14 protein-coding genes are annotated in these 17,063 nt (G+C 45.2%); 8 read left to right on the top strand and 6 right to left on the bottom strand.

All coding sequences use genetic code 11. The annotated features are described in order from the left end of the window. Positions 1–8 precede the first annotated feature (8 nt). Positions 9–1,670 carry a leucine-rich repeat domain-containing protein gene (locus tag RID53_RS27100; RefSeq protein WP_446391056.1) on the bottom strand — a complete coding sequence of 554 codons (1,662 nt, stop codon included), beginning with the start codon at positions 1,668–1,670 and terminating at the stop codon, positions 9–11. A gap of 279 nt (positions 1,671–1,949) precedes the next feature. On the opposite strand from RID53_RS27100, the gene RID53_RS27095 reads away from it, so the two are divergent. Beyond that, positions 1,950–5,063 (top strand): MFS transporter, encoded by a 3,114-nt coding sequence (locus RID53_RS27095; protein WP_446391055.1) that lies wholly within the window; start codon positions 1,950–1,952, stop codon positions 5,061–5,063. A gap of 183 nt (positions 5,064–5,246) precedes the next feature. Then, the gene (locus RID53_RS27090) at positions 5,247–5,726 is read left to right on the top strand and encodes a hypothetical protein (RefSeq protein WP_446391054.1); all 480 of its coding nucleotides are present in this window, start codon (positions 5,247–5,249) and stop codon (positions 5,724–5,726) included. A gap of 200 nt (positions 5,727–5,926) precedes the next feature. On the opposite strand, the gene RID53_RS27085 is transcribed toward RID53_RS27090, so the two are convergent. From RID53_RS27085 to RID53_RS27075, 3 genes are all read right to left on the bottom strand, one after another. Next, positions 5,927–6,943, bottom strand: a complete 1,017-nt coding sequence (locus tag RID53_RS27085) for a peptidoglycan-binding domain-containing protein (protein ID WP_446391053.1) — start codon at positions 6,941–6,943, stop codon at positions 5,927–5,929. Between the two features lie 68 nt (positions 6,944–7,011). Then, positions 7,012–7,344, bottom strand: coding sequence for a hypothetical protein (locus tag RID53_RS27080; protein ID WP_446391052.1), 333 nt, complete (start codon positions 7,342–7,344; stop codon positions 7,012–7,014). Positions 7,345–7,835: 491 nt separating this feature from the next. Continuing rightward, positions 7,836–8,924, bottom strand: coding sequence for a response regulator transcription factor (locus tag RID53_RS27075; RefSeq protein ID WP_446391051.1), 1,089 nt, complete (start codon positions 8,922–8,924; stop codon positions 7,836–7,838). Positions 8,925–9,173: 249 nt separating this feature from the next. On the opposite strand from RID53_RS27075, the gene RID53_RS27070 reads away from it, so the two are divergent. From RID53_RS27070 to RID53_RS27055, 4 genes are all read left to right on the top strand, one after another. Then, on the top strand, positions 9,174–11,192 hold the full coding sequence (locus RID53_RS27070) for an AMP-dependent synthetase/ligase (RefSeq protein ID WP_446391050.1): 2,019 nt from the start codon (positions 9,174–9,176) through the stop codon (positions 11,190–11,192). A 141-nt stretch (positions 11,193–11,333) separates the two neighbouring features. After that, on the top strand, positions 11,334–11,804 hold the full coding sequence (locus RID53_RS27065; RefSeq protein WP_446391049.1) for a YlqD family protein: 471 nt from the start codon (positions 11,334–11,336) through the stop codon (positions 11,802–11,804). Positions 11,805–11,962: 158 nt separating this feature from the next. Continuing rightward, positions 11,963–13,165: an NAD(P)/FAD-dependent oxidoreductase gene (locus tag RID53_RS27060; RefSeq protein WP_446391048.1), complete on the top strand. Its 1,203-nt coding sequence runs from the start codon at positions 11,963–11,965 to the stop codon at positions 13,163–13,165. A 77-nt stretch (positions 13,166–13,242) separates the two neighbouring features. After that, positions 13,243–13,926, top strand: a complete 684-nt coding sequence (locus RID53_RS27055; protein ID WP_446391047.1) for an HAD-IA family hydrolase — start codon at positions 13,243–13,245, stop codon at positions 13,924–13,926. Positions 13,927–13,990: 64 nt separating this feature from the next. Here RID53_RS27055 and RID53_RS27050 read toward each other — a convergent pair whose 3' ends face one another. Then, positions 13,991–14,347 (bottom strand): helix-turn-helix domain-containing protein, encoded by a 357-nt coding sequence (locus RID53_RS27050; RefSeq protein WP_446391046.1) that lies wholly within the window; start codon positions 14,345–14,347, stop codon positions 13,991–13,993. Beyond that, on the bottom strand, positions 14,344–14,703 hold the full coding sequence (locus RID53_RS27045; protein ID WP_446391045.1) for a type II toxin-antitoxin system RelE/ParE family toxin: 360 nt from the start codon (positions 14,701–14,703) through the stop codon (positions 14,344–14,346). The genes RID53_RS27050 and RID53_RS27045 overlap by 4 nt, the downstream gene beginning before the upstream one ends. A 135-nt stretch (positions 14,704–14,838) precedes the next feature. Here RID53_RS27045 and cofG point away from each other — a divergent pair, with 135 nt between their 5' ends. Further along, complete coding sequence (gene cofG / locus RID53_RS27040; protein WP_446391044.1) at positions 14,839–15,834, top strand: 7,8-didemethyl-8-hydroxy-5-deazariboflavin synthase subunit CofG; 996 nt, start codon at positions 14,839–14,841, stop codon at positions 15,832–15,834. A 14-nt stretch (positions 15,835–15,848) separates the two neighbouring features. Next, positions 15,849–16,745 (top strand): hypothetical protein, encoded by an 897-nt coding sequence (locus RID53_RS27035; RefSeq protein ID WP_446391043.1) that lies wholly within the window; start codon positions 15,849–15,851, stop codon positions 16,743–16,745. Positions 16,746–17,063: the final 318 nt, after the last annotated feature.

Genomic DNA, 17,063 nt, shown 5'->3' with positions numbered 1-17,063 from the left:
CTACCTGTTTACTCAATCCCCTGGGGAGAAGATTGAGAACCCAGCACCATGTCTCCGGGACGAGGGGATTTAGAGTTACGGTGGGGTAGTCCTAAGACTACATCTCCTATCGGATTCCCCGATAAATTTAACTCTTTTAACTCAGTGAGTTGTATAATACATTCGGGTATTTCCTTGATCTGATTGTTGGCTAAATTAAGCGATTCCAAGTAAGTGAGTTTGCTAATGAATTTGGGTATATTTATTACATGATTATTCGCTAAATTAAGCTTTCTCAGATAAATAAGTTGGGAAATAGATTCCGGTATTTCTTTGATTTGATTACTAGAGAAATTCAGCTCGTTCAGTTGAGTGAATTTGGCGATAAATGTTGGTATCTCTTGGATTTGATTGTTCGAGAAATTTAACCCCCGTTTTTCCCCAATAAACTTGGTGATTCCTTCTGGTATTTCCCTGATATAATTATTCGATAAATCCAACCAGTTTAGGTAAATCAGTTCGGTTATACACTCCGGTATTTCCCTAATCTGATTATTCGCCAAGTTCAGTTCTGTTAGTTCATGGAGTTGGGCGATACATTCGGGTATATGCCTAATCTGGTTATTTGCTAAATTGAGTTTTTTCAGGCAATTGAGTTTGCCCATATATTCTGGTATTTTTATTATCTGATTATTCGATAAATCTAGCTGATTCAATACATAGCTTCCATAATAATGGATTTCTCTATGCCACCGTAGCTGAGTGAGCTGGGCAATACATTCGGGTATCTCGGTTATCTGATTGTGCGATAAATAAATCCATTGTAAGTTAGTAAGTTTGGCAATACATTCAGGTATCTCGGTTATCTGATTGTTTGATAAATTTAATTGCCATAGCTTAGTCAGTTTGTCAAAATCTTCAGGTATTTCGGTTATTTGATTGTTTGATAAATTTAATTGCCACAGCTTAGTCAGTTTGCCGATACATCTAGGTATTTCCCTGATCTGATTATTCGCTAAGTTCAGATTTGTCAGTTCATAGAGTCGGGCAAGATATTCCGGTATTTCTGTTGTTTGATTATTCGCTAAATTCAGATCTTCCAGCTTAGTCAGATGAATAATAGAGTTCGGTATCCTTTTTATAGCATTTTTCGATAAATCAAGCTTTTCTAGTTTATGGATATTGGTAATACAGCTTGGTATAGTTTTTATATTATTAGCTGATAAATCAAGCCATTTTAAATGTGCAAAATTTACGATATTTTTCGGTATTTTCATTATCTGATTATTCGCCAAATTAAGACTGTTTAGCCACCTAATCCTAATAAGTATGTCAATACATGCTGATATATCAGTTATCTGATTGTTTGCTAAATTCAGCCAGCGCAGCTTTTTGAGCTTTCTAATACAGTCGGGTATCTCTCTTATCTGATTATTCGATAAATTTAGAGTTTCCAGTCTAGTCAGTTGGGCGATACAGTCAGGTATTTCTGTTATCTTATTTTCCGATAAACTCAGTTCTTCCAGCGTAGTTAGTTGGGCAATTTCATTGGGAATTTCTGTAATACCTTCCTTTGACAAAGAGAGCCTGTTTGTTCCCTCCTCGGCAGCTTTAGCAATGATGTTGAGTAAGTCGGCATGAGTTAGTCCATTTTTTGTATTACTTGATACTTTTTTAACTCCGTTAGTCATTCTGTTATATCTTCCCACCTACACCGCACCGCTCATTATGCATAATAGATTGAATTTGTCAATAGCGGCAACACCAAGATCAGGAATCTTGATGGGAGTATTCAGCCATCCCCCACTGAACTCTATCAATGGGCATAAATTGGCAATTTGCCCAAGAGTTTCACCCCTTGGGGAGATGATTTTCTGCCTTGAGACAACGATTCTGGCAGAAAGACAGGAGGATTTGTCCTGGAAGAGGGAATCCTATTCTGATCATCGTTTATGTAGAGGAAGAACATTATGGTTGAGAGTGTGGGACTAGCACTAGGACTCATGGGTTGGGCAGATTGGATAGCACAGATACCGATAGAGCCAGAACTCGATACCGTTGAAGATGCCGCGCTGATCTTTGACGGACCTCAATTTTTTACCACATTAGTCGCTGGTGTGGTTTTAGCGTTTGCGTTCCAGATGCTCTTAACGAATCTGGGTGTGGCATTGGGAATTTCCTTTGCTGGAGGCGGAGACTCATCATCGTCTGACAAGAAGTCATCAGACGGTGTGCAGGGTACAATTCGCAAGGTTGGTACAGCATTAGGATTAGCCACGTTAATTAGCGTTACCTTGGCGCTATTTTTTGCTTGTCTATTTGCCGTAGAATTAAGCTTGCTGGAAAATCCCGGCTTGGGTGCGATCGTCGGGTTGGTGATTTGGGCAACGTACTTTTCGTTACTGGTTTGGGTCAGTTCGACAACTGTTGGTTCGTTGATCGGATCAGTAATGAGTACCGCTACCTCTGGTTTTCAAGCTATTTTAGGCACCGCCACAGCCGCAATTGGGGGTAGCGCCGTCCAAAAAGAGGTGGTGCAAACCGCAGAAGCAACAGCGGCGGCGGTACGTCGAGAACTGGGTTCTGCAATTGACCCGGAGACGATTCGCGAGAACTTAGAAGATTATATTCAGGCGATACGACCTCCAGAACTGAATCTGCAAAAGATTCGGGCGGAATTAGAAGACTTAATCAATGACCCAAATTTACAAGAAATTGCTGGTAGTGACAGCCTGCGTGATATTAATCGGCAGACATTTATTGATTTAGTAAGTAGCCGCAGCGATTTACCGCCACGGGATGTGAATCGAATTGTTGACCAACTTGAAGCCGTCTGGAAGAAAACGGTGAATCGGCTGCCTTCTTCTAGAGATGCGATCGCAGAATTTAGGGAGTACCTTCAGTCAGCTACGCCGGATCAGCTCGTTAGTGATGAGTTTACCCAGAAGCTCGATGATTTAGTGGCAGAACTCCGCAAGCGCCGCAAAGCCCAACATCCAGGACCTCTGGCTCAAGCTGCATCCACAGGTATGCATAGTCTGATGGGCATGGTGATGGGACGTGTGGATATATCAGACTTAGATATGGAGAAAATTGTCGGTCAGCTTAAAAGCGCCAGAAGCCAAGTCACTGAACAGGTTGGTCAAGTTTCTGCTCAGATCCGTGGTGGTACTCAGGATAAAACCTACAGTACGGTGCGGGCTGATGTGGAAAATTACCTGCTCAATAAATATTCTTGGCAGATGCATCGACCAACGCTGGAGCGGGAATTCCGAGATGTACTCTATGATCCAGAAGCTGACCCCGCCACCGTGGTGCAGGAATTAGAGCAGCTCAATCGGTCAGATTTTGCTGATTTGTTAGCCCAACGGGGTGTTTTTACTGAAGAACGGATCAGAGAAATTTCGACTTGGCTGGATATCATTCGCTTAGAAGCCTTAGCGGTAGCAATTGCGGCTAGAGAACGCGCCGAGGCGATCGCACTATTAGCCGCGATGGAGCAATATTTCCTATCCACGCCCAAGGAAGCACTCACGCCTGAGAAGATTCAACTGAATATTAGGGAGATTCTACAAGATCCTGATGCAGATTATGAACACCTGAGCAATCGTCTGGCTCAGTTTGATCGTCCTCTATTTGAACGGTTAGTCGAACAACGTCAAGACTTAACCCCTGTGGAAGGGGAAGCCGTCATCGTGGAACTGGAGAAAGCCCGCGATCGCGTTTTGGATACAGCCAGAGAAACCCAAGAGGCGCTGAAGGCAAAAGTTGAAGCCCAGTGGATGAAGGTTCAGTCTGTTTTGAGTAACACGGGTAAATCTCAACTGAATCCTCAAGCCATTGAACAGGAACTCAAATTACTCTTAGATGAACCGCAAGCGGGATGGCTGCTGCTGCGTAAACGCGCTGAACGCTTTGACCGGGATACGTTGGTACAACTGTTAAATCAGCGTCAAGACCTGAGTGGAAGCCAAATTAACCAAATTATCGATCAGGTTGAACGGACTTGGACTCGTGTTCGCAGTATTCCCCAAAAAATGGCGGATACAACAAAAGAGCAATACGATAAAACCATGTCCGCGATCGCTCAATATCTGCGGAACACCGGGAAGCCAGAACTCAATCCAGACGGGATTCAGCGGGATTTGACCAAACTTCTGGATGATCCACAGCTTGGAAGCCGCTTAATCAGACGTCGATTAGCAGCAATGGATCGTGATACTCTGGTACAGTTACTCGCCCAACGGGATGATCTGAGTGAACAAGAGGTTAATCAGATCATTGATCAAGTGCTTTCCACCCTGCGCCGTGTAGTCAAAGCCCCCCGACGATGGGCGCTACGCACTCAGGAAACCGCCCAAGATTTCCAAGCCGCCTTTGAGGATTACCTGCGTTCGACGGGTAAAGAGGAACTGAATCCCGCAGGAATTAAGCGGGATGTGCAAATGTTGCTGAATGAACCCGGTGCTGGGATGTCGAGTTTGCAAGAACGCCTATCCCACTTTGATCGTTCGACGCTGGTGGCGCTGTTATCCCAACGGGAGGATATCTCAGAAGAGGATGTTAATCAGATTGTCGATCAAATCCTCCAGGTGCGCGATCAAGCGATCGCCCAAATCCGGACGGTACAATATCGGATTCAGTCGATTATTGACGGTATTTTTGAGCGCATTCGCGACTACCTGAATAGCTTAGAGCGTCCGGAACTGAATTATGATGGCATCAAGCAAGATGTGCGGACATTGTTTGATGACCCAGAAGCTGGGTTTGATGCACTGCGCGATCGCTTGTCTCAGTTTGATCGGGATACCCTCGTCGCTATTCTCAGTTCCCGTGACGATATCTCCGAAGCCGATGCTAATCAGATGATTGCTCAGATTGAGCAGGTTCGCACTCGTGTGCTACAACGGGCAGAACGGATTCAACAACAAGCCCAACTGCGTTTAGAACAGGTCAAGCATCAAACACAACGTCAAGCCGAAGAAACTCGCAAAGCGGCGGCGGCTGCTGCTTGGTGGCTGTTTGGTACGGCGCTGGTTTCGGCGCTAGCTTCCGCAGGTGCAGGCGCTTTAGGCGTTGCTTGAAGATATAGAGACGTTGCATGCAACGTCTCTACCTCAGGGCGCGTCTCTAAGGGTTTTCCATATCCCGGTTTCCTTAATTTCGTATCTATCTTTGGATAGAAAAGCAATTTATGACTGTAGAATGACGCCTATTTTCGCAGCAGTCGGTAATGTTAGCTGTAGTGTACGGAGAAAATGATAGTTATGGATATGATCAACGTATTAATGATCATCGCTACTTTGGCGATCGCGAGTCTTGTTCTCGTGAAGCCGAATCGCCTGTTTCGCTCAGCTATGATGCTGCTGGGTATTGCCATCTTTACATTTAATAGTGCTTTTCCTGCCTTTGCTGCTCCCCCTCAAGCTGCTGTAGATTCCTCTCAAGGCAGTCAACAACCCAACAATGAAAAAGTGACCACCTCTGCAGTGGGGAGTCAGTACCAAGGAATTGAATATGTTGAATCAAGCCGAGGTGGAAAGGAACTGAGTGATTCTCAGATTCAGGATAAGATTGAGTCCGATGTTTCTGAGAACCTAGTTGCTGGCGTTGCGAGTGGTGCGGTTCGACTCACCGGAACAGTTAAAGACCAAGCAACGGCGCGTAAATACATTGAGCAAATTAAAGATATTCCTGGTGTTCATGAGATTACCTTTGATTTAGCTCTGGAAGATATCCCCTCTTAATCAATCAGAAATTAATCAATAAGTATTCCGTTAATTTTAAACGGATTTTTTCTGCCTTAAGTTGGTCTTGTTTTCTGACACAAGACCAATTTTTTATAACAGATTGCAAATTAGAGTATGGCAGTACTAAGAAAGGTTAGGACATTCTTTACTGTTCCCTATTGCAATTATGGGCAATCCTCAGAACATGATATAACTCACTAATTCCATCCTTGACATCCTAACTGTTCGTATTGCTCTTGGAATGAGTCATCGCGGACTGTCGCCGGAATCTTAGCCGAAGGAAAGTCTTGAACATCCACTTTCGCATCAATTTCACCTTGTCCGTACCAAACTAATACTAATCTGTCCTGCATGAGTAGCATAATGTGATCCTTCCAGAGTAGTTTATTGTTTCTAAATTCTGCTGATTCTACCCCTGCACCATACTCGTCTTGATACTGCACACAGACACGATTAGGATTAGAAGTCGGAATTAGAGTAATGGCAACACCAAAGGGTCCATACCAATGACCCAAAAATTTTGCTCGCTCATCATACTGACTCTGCCACTTTTGGCGGTATTGACGAATTGCCTCGACTTCAGCTTGGCTACGATTATCACTATAGATGTCAGATAGAAATTGAACCCGTCGGCAAACTTCTGGTAAATAGCTACTCAGAGTACCCCGTTGAGACGGTGGAACTGATAAAATTTCCTCGATTCGATTGATGATAGCTTGCCAGGTTTGGGAACCCACGATACTGTCATCATTTAAATTATGAATGCGTTGGAACTGTTCTATCGCACTAGCGGTTCCTTTGCCATAAATGCCATCAATTGTAAGGTCTTCTCTGGTGGTGTCATAGTAGCCTTGATCTGCCAGAAAGAGTTGCATTTGTCTGACTCTTTGTCCTGTACTACCTTGACGCAGGGTTGGCAGTTCTTGAGGAGAATACTGTTCTAGCTGGTAGTAAGCCGCTTCAGGTTCGGCTTGTCCATATTCATCCGTCGAGGAGTTTGAAGCCGATGCTAAGATATTTTGACAGTTAAACTCAACGCTGTTCGTTGTGTCTTGACTCGAATTAGCCACATATCGATGCCGATAATCTTGAAGAGGATTTTGGGCATTGGCAGGTAAAGTCCAACTTAAGGGAATTACGCTGCTAATGATTCCCACAGATAGGTAGCGAAATATCGGTTTTGATTTTTTTGAACTGAAGTTTTGCCTAATCATTAGGTCTGATTCGTTCCTCCTTTAACGATTTCGCTGGTTCTCCTCTCTAGCCTCGGTAGAGCCTGAATTCATTGATTGGCGTTATTCCTCACAGGGTTCCATATAATGAAGTCCTCCGTCGTTTGTGCGCCCTCTCGTAAAACAGTGCGGAATCTTCTAGCATCTGGGTCACTGCTTAAGTCAACGGGTGCAGGATTACCTGAGAAAGATTCGGTTGCTGGATAATCATTGAAGTCTGGAGGAGATGTCTGCTTAGTGTGGCTTACTTCTGATGCAATTGTTTTTCTATTCGTGTCGAGGGTGTTAGCTTGCCCGGAGAAAGATTCATGGGCAGACAGTGGAGAAGAGCTACAACCCAGTGCTAATGTTAGAGTAAGTCCTGAAATTATACTGGTTTTCATGCTCTTATTCATTGCTTTTTGCTTTTAGCTTCACCTAAAGGATAAAGAGAAGCTGCCACGTCTTTCATCACTCTAAAGTGGAATATCACTGAATTAAATACAAGCCGGAGCAGCGATCGCGATCGCGCCTTGTCTGCCTGTTTCCCCTAGAACTTTTAGATGACTCGTTTGAGGAGAGCGATCGCACCTTTCCACCTAACTTTTTACGCCATCCAGAAAAATCGATATCAAACCTAACCCCTTTTTTTGATCCCCCTTCCGTCCCCCTTCAAAAGGGGGAGACCAGATGTTGCTTCGCTTTTTTTGCACGGAAGGGGGAGAATTCAAAGCCTCTCTCCTCGCAGGAGAGAGGTTTTCCAGATCCCGTGAAAAGTAACCTCCTCACCCATACCCGCAAAATCCTCTACCCAAAAGGGTTTCAGGCTTCCGCTAAAGTAGCGATCGCTTTCGTCATCAACACCAGGGGCGTCTGATAAAATGGGACATTCAGATTAAAACCCCAATAAAAGATAGGTTTCATTTTCTTGTTGAGTAACCGTCTGTTTCCAGCTCATTTTATGGGAGACATCTTCAAACAGCAGAAATAACTGATTATCAACATTCATACTATAGATATCAATATACTCCGGTCGCTGCGGATTATGAGAACGCGCCACACCTTCCAACCTAAAATCTTCTGTTTTTCCTGCCAAAACATCCAATAATATATCGTCTAAACCAATCAACTCTGGAAAACTAATACTCACCAGTTGTCCAACCGTTAACTTTTCGGGAAAATCACAAAAGTTCTTGGCTTGCTCAGAAATCTCGCGAATGGTTAAATCGGGATTAAGGATCAAATACTCCATCTGGCGCATTGCCACAAACCGTTCCAGAATGGGATTAAGCTTAGACGCCGTTTGCAGTTCACACAGCTCCTTCAAACGATACCCGAACCCATACACAGTTTCAATAATGTCACCTGCACCCACTTTTTTGAGCTTGCGTCGTAATCCTTTAACATGTGCCTTCACCGTTTCCCGGTTAGGTGGCTCTCCGAACGTCCATAGTTTTTCGATAATATAATCTTGACTAAATATCCGGGTGGGAGAGGACATCAACAAATATAAAAGACCATATTCTTTAGGAGATAAACGTAAGGGTTGTCCCTGACAGGTTACTTCGCAGGTACTCGGATCGATTTCCAAATTCCCCCATTGCAACGTTGGGGTACTGGTATCTCGGTTACGTCTGAGTAAAGCCCGAACTCGAGCGGCTAACCCTTCAACGGGACAAGGTTTAATAATATAATCATCAGCGCCTGCATCTAACCCCGCCACCATATCTTGAGTCGCGGCTGATGCACTCAATAAAACAATCGGACTGGTATTTCCCGCTTGTCTTAAACGACGACAAAGACTAATACTATCCAAATGAGGTAAATTAATATCAAGCAAAATTAGATCGTAGTTATATGCTAAAGCATTGTCTAACCCGGTCTCACCGTCCTGGGCTAGATCAACAACATAATTTTGTTGGGTTAATCCTGCCACAATGGTTTGGGCTAAGGTAGGATTATCCTCAACAACCAAAAGTTTCATAGTCTTCCCCCTTTGAACAATAGATGATCCTGACTCTTCCTGTGATATCCCCCGATTTTTAAGCAGGAAATTCCTCCCCTACTAAACCCTCAGCCTTGCCTACATCATTTGTGACAATTTTTCAGGAAACGGAGAGATGGGGTATAGGAAGACACAATAATGACAGACAGAAGAGATTCTGTCCACCTGAAACCCCTATTCTGCCTCACTTCAAAAGAGTATGGTAAAAAAAACCAGCAATTGTAATAGATGTTAAACACAAAACCAACTAATTCTATGTCGTTGTCGATGAGTCCCCAGGAGCGTAACCTGCTCCACTCCTTAGTTGACTATTCCTCTATCCAGTCTCTGCCAGAAATTTGGTCGATCGCGGCGCAGCGGTTTGGACAAATCATCGCCTTGAGAGATCCCCATACCCAACCAGAGGTTATCCTAACGTACACCCAGTTGGTACGCCAGATTCAACAATTGGCGGCGGGGTTACAAACCTTGTTCGATAATCCCGTGATCAAGCAGGAACAGGAATCCTCGGATCTTCCGCCCCGTATCGCCTTAATTGCCGATAACAGTCCCCGTTGGCTAATTGCTGATCAGGGGATCATGACGGCTGGGGCGGCAAATGTGGTTCGCAGCGCCCAAGCTGATCCTGATGAACTGCGGTATATATTAGAACACAGTGGCAGCATTGCGTTAGTAGTCGAAGATACGAAGACACTGACCAAACTCAAACCTCATCTTGACGACTTGCCCATTCAATTTGTGATCCTACTCTCCGATGAAGAACCACCTGCTGAAGACAAGCTCAAGGTGCTTAATTTCTCTGAGGTGATGAGTCTGGGGTCAAAAACCACTCTACAACCCGTTCAGGCAACCCGTCAAACCCTCGCCACCTTAATGTACACCTCCGGCACCACCGGGAAACCCAAGGGGGTGATGTTAACCCATGGAAACCTGCTGCATCAAGTCACCACCTTTGGGATCGTTCTCCAACCCAAAGGAGGCGATCGCATCTTGAGTATTTTACCGACGTGGCATGTCTACGAACGCACCGTTGAATACTTCCTCTTGTCTCAAGGGTGTACCCAAATTTACACCACAATTCGCCATGTCAAAGCCGATCTCAAAGCCTTTAAACCCATCTACATGATCGGCGTTCCTCGGCTGTGGGAATCCATTTATGACGGGGTACAAAAGCAGTTTCGGGAGCAACCCCCGAACAAGCAAAAATTAGTGTATACCTTACTGGATATCAGTCAGCGCTATATCAAAGCGCGGCGAATCGCTCAAGGATTAGACTTGAACCAGCTTAACCCTAGTCCCCTAGAACGCCTCAGCGCCAGCATCCAAGCCTCACTCCTGTTACCCGCCCACAAATTAGCCGACAAACTCATTTATCAAACCGTGCGGGAGGCAACTGGGGGTCAAATCAAAACCATTATCAGTGGTGGGGGTTCCCTGGCAATGCATTTAGAAAACTTCTTTGAAATTGCCGGGATTGAGATTCTCGTCGGGTATGGACTCACTGAAACCTCTCCCGTGACGAACGTTCGCCGGATGGAACGGAATCTGCGCCGTTCATCCGGATTACCCATGCCTGGAACCCAGATTCGTATTGTTGATCCCGAAACCCGGAAACCCTTGCCCACAAACGAACAGGGGTTAGTTTTGGTGAAAGGTCCCCAAGTAATGCAAGGGTATTATAAAAATCCAGAGGCAACGGCAAAAGCCATTGACTCCGAGGGATGGTTTGATACCGGCGATTTGGGATGGGTGACACCCAACAATGATTTAGTCTTGACAGGACGGGCAAAAGATACCATCGTATTGACCAACGGCGAAAATATCGAGCCGCAACCGATTGAAGATGCCTGTCTGCGAAGTCCTTATATTGACCAAATTATGCTAGTAGGTCAAGATCAGCGATCGCTCGGTGCGTTAATTGTGCCGAATCTGGATGCCCTGCAACAGTGGGCAGCCGCTGAAAATATTACCCTAAACTTGCCCAACTCCGATACGCAGAAGGACAGCGAGTCATTCCGGACGGGTATTGACCTGAAAAGTAAAGAGGTGCAGAACCTATTCCGGCAAGAATTGAACCGGGAAGTCAAAAATCGACCAGGTTATCGCCCTGATGATCGAATTGGTCAATTTGCGCTGATTTTAGACCCCTTTTCCATAGAAAATGGCATGATGACTCAAACACTGAAAATCCGGCGACCCGTTGTTACTCAACGATATCACGATATCATTAACGGGATGTTCGCCTAATTGCGGGGAAATAGGGTGAAAGAGCCTGCTGGCAAGCTGTCTGTTGCGCTTAACATCATTATGCCCCCAAACTTTGGGTTATCCTGTTAGCCGGATTAACCCTTACCTTTTTAAGTGTCAGACCTACTGAGAAATACCTATATGCCTACAGAAGACTCTCAATCCAAAGAATCTCAATCCAACCTACTCTTGAAGCGACCGGTTAATATTAAAGCCATTGTCACACCCCGCTGGAAGGAGGAGGTACAACAACAACTCCAGGGACAAATTAACCAACTGGACTCTCAACTTCAACAGTTGGATATGCAAGGACAACGGGCGATCGCGGAAATTCAAAAGCAAAGTGTGAATCCTCCGGGTCCTCAAGTCAAGCAGCAAATCGAAAGTATTCAATTGCAGGTTAATCAAAAGAAAAGTGAGCTGCTTGAGCAAAAAAACCAGCAACTCCAGCAACTTCAACAGGTACAGATGCTCGAACTTGACCAAGAAGTCAATCAAGGTCAAATCGAAAGCTTCTTCCGCGTTGAAGCCGGAGATAACCTGGTTCGCAAAATGCAGGTCGAAATTCTCCTACGAGATGGCGTAGTCGAAGAAATTCGCGGCGATATCTAAAGCAGAGGGGGGTGTATTGGGAATCGTGTTTCGCTATAGATAACCTTACCTCAAAACCCGCCCTGCCTGTAGAGACGCGCCATGGCGCGTCTCTACATTGGGTATCTTGCTATCCTGGAAGGAAGTTCCCCTACCACGGATAATCCGCCCATTCAACAATGAGTGACCAAACAACCCGATTATGTATTCTCGGTGGAGGCTTTGGGGGGCTGTATACTGCCCTGCGCTTAAGCCAACTCCCTTGGGAAAAGTCACAGCAGCCAGAAATTATACTTGTTGATCAAAGCGATCGCTTCGTATTTATGCCGCTGCTGTACGAACTCCTGACAGGTGAACTGCAAACCTGGGAAATTGCCCCACCCTTTGAAGAACTCCTGGCAAATACAGGAGTGCGCTTCACCCAAGCGACAGTGATGGGTATTGATAGTGACGGGCAGCAGGTACAATTGCAGGATGGCGTAGAGTTTGCTTACGATCGCCTGGTCTTATCCTTAGGCGGAGTGACACCGATGGAGATCGTTCCCGGTGTGGCTGAACATGCCATTCCCTTCCGGGCGATCGCAGATGCTTATCGTTTAGAAGAACGATTACGCATTCTCGAAGAATCCGAGGCGGAAAAAATTCGTGTCGCGGTTGTTGGCGGTGGATATAGTGGCGTGGAACTCGCCTGCAAACTCGCTGAACGGTTAGGAGAACGGGGACGCATCCGGTTAATTGAACAAGGTGAGATGATTCTGAAAACCTCTCCCGAATTTAACCGTGAAGCCGCACAACAGGCTTTAAATGAACGAAAGGTATGGATCGACCTAGACACCTCGGTCGATGCGATCAGCGCTGATACCATTTCTCTGCTGTACAAAGGACAGGTGGATACCATTCCAGTAGATATAGTGGTATGGGCAGTTGGCACCACAGTCGCCCCTGTCGTGCGATCGCTCCCCTTTAAACAAAACCACCGGGGTCAACTCATGATCACCCCAACCCTACAAGTGGTTGACCATCCAGAACTTTATGCTTTAGGGGATCTAGCCGATTGTCGAGACATCACCGGTCAACAAGTCCCCAATACGGCTCAATCCGCCTTCCAGCAAGCTGATTACGCCGCTTGGAATATTTGGGCATCTTTGACTGGGCGTCCCTTACTCCCCTTCCGCTACCAGCATTTAGGCGAGATGATGACATTAGGGACAGACAACGCCACACTGACCGGGTTAGGATTAAAACTTGATGGGGTCTTCGCCCACTTAGCGCGGCGTCTTGCCTATCTTTATCGTATGCCCACCCTAGATCATCAGCTCAAAGTTGGTTTCAATTGGATGGCACAACCTTTATTGAATCTACTCAAAAATGAGGGTATGTAGGGGCGGGTTTTACTACTATCGTTTCTAACCTCACCCATAAGTAACTAAACCCGCCATGACTATTTGACAAATGACAAATGACGAATGACAAAGGACAAATGACCAATCCCAAAGTCATTTTACTCGATGCCGTCGGTACATTATTTGGGGTGCGTGGGAGTGTGGGTCAGATTTACAGCCGCATAGCTCGCCAGTTTAATGTAAATGTACCACCCAAATTGGTTAACGATGCCTTTTTCCAAGCATTTGCGGCGGCTGATCCCTTAGTTTTTCCAGATACAGACTCCCAAGAGATTCCTCAGTGTGAATTTGAATGGTGGCGCGTGATTGCCCTTCGCACGTTCCAAAACGTTGGTGTTCTGGAACAGTTTGCCGACTTTACCGATTTTTTTGACCACCTTTACAACCACTTTGCCACCGCCGAACCCTGGTTTATTTACCCGGATGTTATCCCAGCACTGGAGGCGTGGCGGCGAGTTGGTATTCAATTGGGTGTTTTGTCGAATTTTGATTCTCGCCTTTACTTTGTGCTAAAAGCACTGAATCTGGATGAATTTTTCAGTTCAATCACCATTTCCACAGAAGTGGGGGCGGCTAAACCTGATCCCAAAATTTTTACTAGCGCTTTACAGAAACATGGATGTGAACCTTCACAAGCGTGGCACGTTGGCGATAGTTTGCGGGATGATTATCAGGGGGCTAAAGCGGCGGGATTGAGAGCGATTTGGTTGGAGCGTTCCCAAGATATGGCTGAGATTTAAGTCATTAGTCTGGAAATTCTTGTGTAGTGGGGATATCTGCTCCCTCCCCTCTGCCGCCGCTGCATTACATTTCTGTTTCTGACTCTGCTCCTTTCGCAGATAGGAGGGTTTCAATACGAGAAAAGCATACGGGTTCTTTCTCAGGGAAATTGATAGTAATATCTACAGAACCTCCTAAAGCAACGACCACTCCTACCAGCGTATTGAGTGTGATATTTTCTCTCCCTTCCAGTTGTGAAATATAGGGCTGCTTTACCTCAAGTCGCTCTGCTAATTCTTCTTGTGATAGTCCTGCAACTTCTCGAATAGTGCGGATAATTTTCAGTTCTTCTCTGATTTTGTTGGCTCCAGCAGTAATACGTGCTTTAGCTTCGGGAGAAAAGTTATTTCTTACTTCTTTGTAAGTTTTATGAACTGTCATATTAGCTCACCCCCTTTAGTTTCTTCTAAGTATTCTCTAAATCGCCGCTCTGCTATTGGAATGTTTTTCTCATACCAGCGTTTATCTCCAGATTTATTGCCACCAAGCAAAAGAACTGCTTGCCGTTTCGGGTCAAAAGCAAACAGTATCCTGTATGGTTCACCAGCGTGTTGAACACGTAGCTCTTTCATGTTTGGAAGCGATGAACCTTTAATGGTATCAACGTATGGTCTACCAAGACTTGCTCCCTGCTCTTCAAGAACATCAAGCACCATAGCAATCGATTCCTGTAAGCCATCGTTTTGTTCCAAGAACCATTCGTAAAATTCTTCGTGAAATATTATCTCCCATAACATAAATGTAGTATATAATATATATGTTATGACAGTCAATAGCTAGTCGCTACTCCCTAGCTAAAACTATAGGGTGCGTGCCTGCTGCCTGCGATTAAGTGCAGCCTATAGTGATGCCAGGTTGAAAGTTGGGAGAGAATGGAAATTAACGCTTCTCAAATTATTACCTATAGTCCGGCTTACACGCTAGTTCCCACCTACGAATGCTTTAACCGTTGTAGCTACTGTAATTTTCGCACTGATCCAGGTCAAAGTTCATGGTTAACTCTAACTGAGGCTGATCATCTCTTAAAACAGCTTCAATCCCAGGGAATTTGTGAAATCCTTATTCTCAGTGGTGAAGTGCATCCCCATTCACCACGGCGTAAAGCCTGGTTCCAGCGGATTTATGATTTATGTGAACTCGCCCTATCCAGAGGATTTTTGCCCCATACTAATGTTGGACCCTTGCAGTTTGAGGAGATGCGATCGCTAAAGTCGGTAAATGTGTCAATGGGGTTAATGTTAGAACAGATAACGCCACAACTCCAGCAAACCGTTCACCGTCATGCACCGAGTAAGATACCACAGGTACGGCTACAACAGCTTGTTTGGGCGGGGGAATTGCAGATTCCGTTTACAACCGGGCTATTGTTGGGGATTGGTGAGACAAGTGAGGATTGGTGGGAAACTTTGGATGCGATCGCGCAGCTTCATACTCAGTATGGTCACATCCAAGAAGTAATTTTACAACCCCATAGTCCCGGTGATCAACAACATTGGCAAGCCCCCGCATTTGATCCGCAGCAATTACCCCAAGTTATTGCCAAAGCCCGTCAAATTTTACCCGCCGATATCACCTTGCAAATTCCGCCTAATTTAGTCCTAGATAACCAATGGTTACTCGCTTGTTTAGCAGCAGGGGCGAGAGATTTAGGGGGAATTGGACCCAAAGATGAGGTTAATCCCGATTATCCCCATCCTCAAATTCAGCGACTACGAAATATCCTCGAACCAGCCGGATGGCATCTCGTACCACGCTTACCCGTTTATCCGCAGTATAATGCTTGGTTGTCCCCACGATTACAACAAGCCGTTTTGAATATAAGATTTAATGACATCCAACGGGGAAGCGATGTCCTAATTGACAAATAACAAATGACGAATTTATGTCTAAACTTGAAACAGCCTTAGAATTTATCCGGAATGTTGAACGGGAAAACCCCGATAAATCAGCCTATCAAATTGCCAATATCCTGCGCGGCTATACCCGAAAAAACTATACAAGTCGGTTATGGAGTACCGCCACAGGTTATCATCAAGACTATATTCAAGGGGAATATCAAGGAAAACTAAATGGGGATGTGCAATTAAGTGGTGAAATGACAGACTTTGGTCATTTTCTCGCCTCCCTGTCTGACCAAATTAATCAACCAGGCGTTCAATGGTCAGATTTAACCCAATGGACAGCAGATCATACGGCGTGGGCGGGTGATATTGGTTCAGCCATTATTGTGTATCGGACGCAATATGAAACCCTCGCTGTCAAAAGCTTATCTGAAGCCTTAACTCGCTTTGCTAGAGATTCAGACTATACCGCAGATGTGGCAGCTTGTGTTATCGGATATCTGATTAATTCGGGTCGCTATCAATCGGTTTCTCAAGGAATTGCTGACTATAATTCGACAGCCTATTCCCAGCAGGTTAAAACATTTATCCAGCAGCGTTTTGGCGGAACGTTCCAAGGTAATCAACTCAAAAACCCAGCGGCTGTTGAAGCAAAAATGGCTCAAGTTGTCTTTTTATTCGTGCGCTTATCCAAGGCTCCAGATATTGTGGCATCAATGAAGGACGTTTGGCAATCTCCGGATCAATTAAACTTAAGCAATATTCTACAACCGCAACGGAGTGATATTCTAGCCGGGACGTTACATTTTCTGGCTCACTTGGTTAAATTTGGCGGTTGGGAACCCTTGATGTTTAAACCCTATCGCGTGCCAAGAACTAAATGGCTGGGTAGTCTTAATCAGGTAACAGTGAACGGAAGCATAAGTACCTGGGCATAAATTCTGTCCGCTGTACTAAGAAATGTTAACAACTGTTCTCTGTTCTTTCCTTATCTCAACCCGTTATCGCATTTATCGTTGGGGAGGGCGGGTTTTGTTTTTCATTTATCGGTGAGAAAGGGCGGGTTTTGTTTTTCATTTATCGGTGGGGAGGGCGGGTTTTGTTTTTCATTTATCGGTGACTAGCTGAATTGATTCCCTAAACCCGCCCCTACGATTGATTCCCTAAACCCGCCCCTACGATTGATTCCCTAAACCCGCCCCTACGATTGATTCCCAAAACCCGCCCCTACGATTGATTCCCTATCCCCGCACATA

The sequence above is a fragment of the Coleofasciculus sp. B1-GNL1-01 genome (assembly GCF_040220235.1).
Classification (GTDB): domain Bacteria; phylum Cyanobacteriota; class Cyanobacteriia; order Cyanobacteriales; family Coleofasciculaceae; genus Coleofasciculus.
The sequence above is the reverse complement of the archived record's forward strand: the minus strand, read 5'-3'. Positions and strand labels throughout refer to the sequence as shown.

What these genes read in the sequence shown, in the direction of transcription:
- RID53_RS27055 (WP_446391047.1), top strand. Translation starts at nt 13,243, where the DNA reads ATGACGAATGACAAAGGACAAATGACCAATCCCAAAGTCATTTTACTC.
- RID53_RS27060 (WP_446391048.1), top strand. Translation starts at nt 11,963, where the DNA reads ATGAGTGACCAAACAACCCGATTATGTATTCTCGGTGGAGGCTTTGGG.
- RID53_RS27070 (WP_446391050.1), top strand. Translation starts at nt 9,174, where the DNA reads ATGTTAAACACAAAACCAACTAATTCTATGTCGTTGTCGATGAGTCCC.
- RID53_RS27085 (WP_446391053.1), bottom strand. Translation starts at nt 6,943, where the DNA reads ATGATTAGGCAAAACTTCAGTTCAAAAAAATCAAAACCGATATTTCGC.
- RID53_RS27080 (WP_446391052.1), bottom strand. Translation starts at nt 7,344, where the DNA reads ATGAAAACCAGTATAATTTCAGGACTTACTCTAACATTAGCACTGGGT.
- RID53_RS27090 (WP_446391054.1), top strand. Translation starts at nt 5,247, where the DNA reads ATGGATATGATCAACGTATTAATGATCATCGCTACTTTGGCGATCGCG.
- RID53_RS27065 (WP_446391049.1), top strand. Translation starts at nt 11,334, where the DNA reads ATGCCTACAGAAGACTCTCAATCCAAAGAATCTCAATCCAACCTACTC.
- RID53_RS27050 (WP_446391046.1), bottom strand. Translation starts at nt 14,347, where the DNA reads ATGACAGTTCATAAAACTTACAAAGAAGTAAGAAATAACTTTTCTCCC.
- RID53_RS27035 (WP_446391043.1), top strand. Translation starts at nt 15,849, where the DNA reads ATGTCTAAACTTGAAACAGCCTTAGAATTTATCCGGAATGTTGAACGG.
- cofG (WP_446391044.1), top strand. Translation starts at nt 14,839, where the DNA reads ATGGAAATTAACGCTTCTCAAATTATTACCTATAGTCCGGCTTACACG.
- RID53_RS27100 (WP_446391056.1), bottom strand. Translation starts at nt 1,670, where the DNA reads ATGACTAACGGAGTTAAAAAAGTATCAAGTAATACAAAAAATGGACTA.
- RID53_RS27045 (WP_446391045.1), bottom strand. Translation starts at nt 14,703, where the DNA reads ATGTTATGGGAGATAATATTTCACGAAGAATTTTACGAATGGTTCTTG.
- RID53_RS27075 (WP_446391051.1), bottom strand. Translation starts at nt 8,924, where the DNA reads ATGAAACTTTTGGTTGTTGAGGATAATCCTACCTTAGCCCAAACCATT.
- RID53_RS27095 (WP_446391055.1), top strand. Translation starts at nt 1,950, where the DNA reads ATGGTTGAGAGTGTGGGACTAGCACTAGGACTCATGGGTTGGGCAGAT.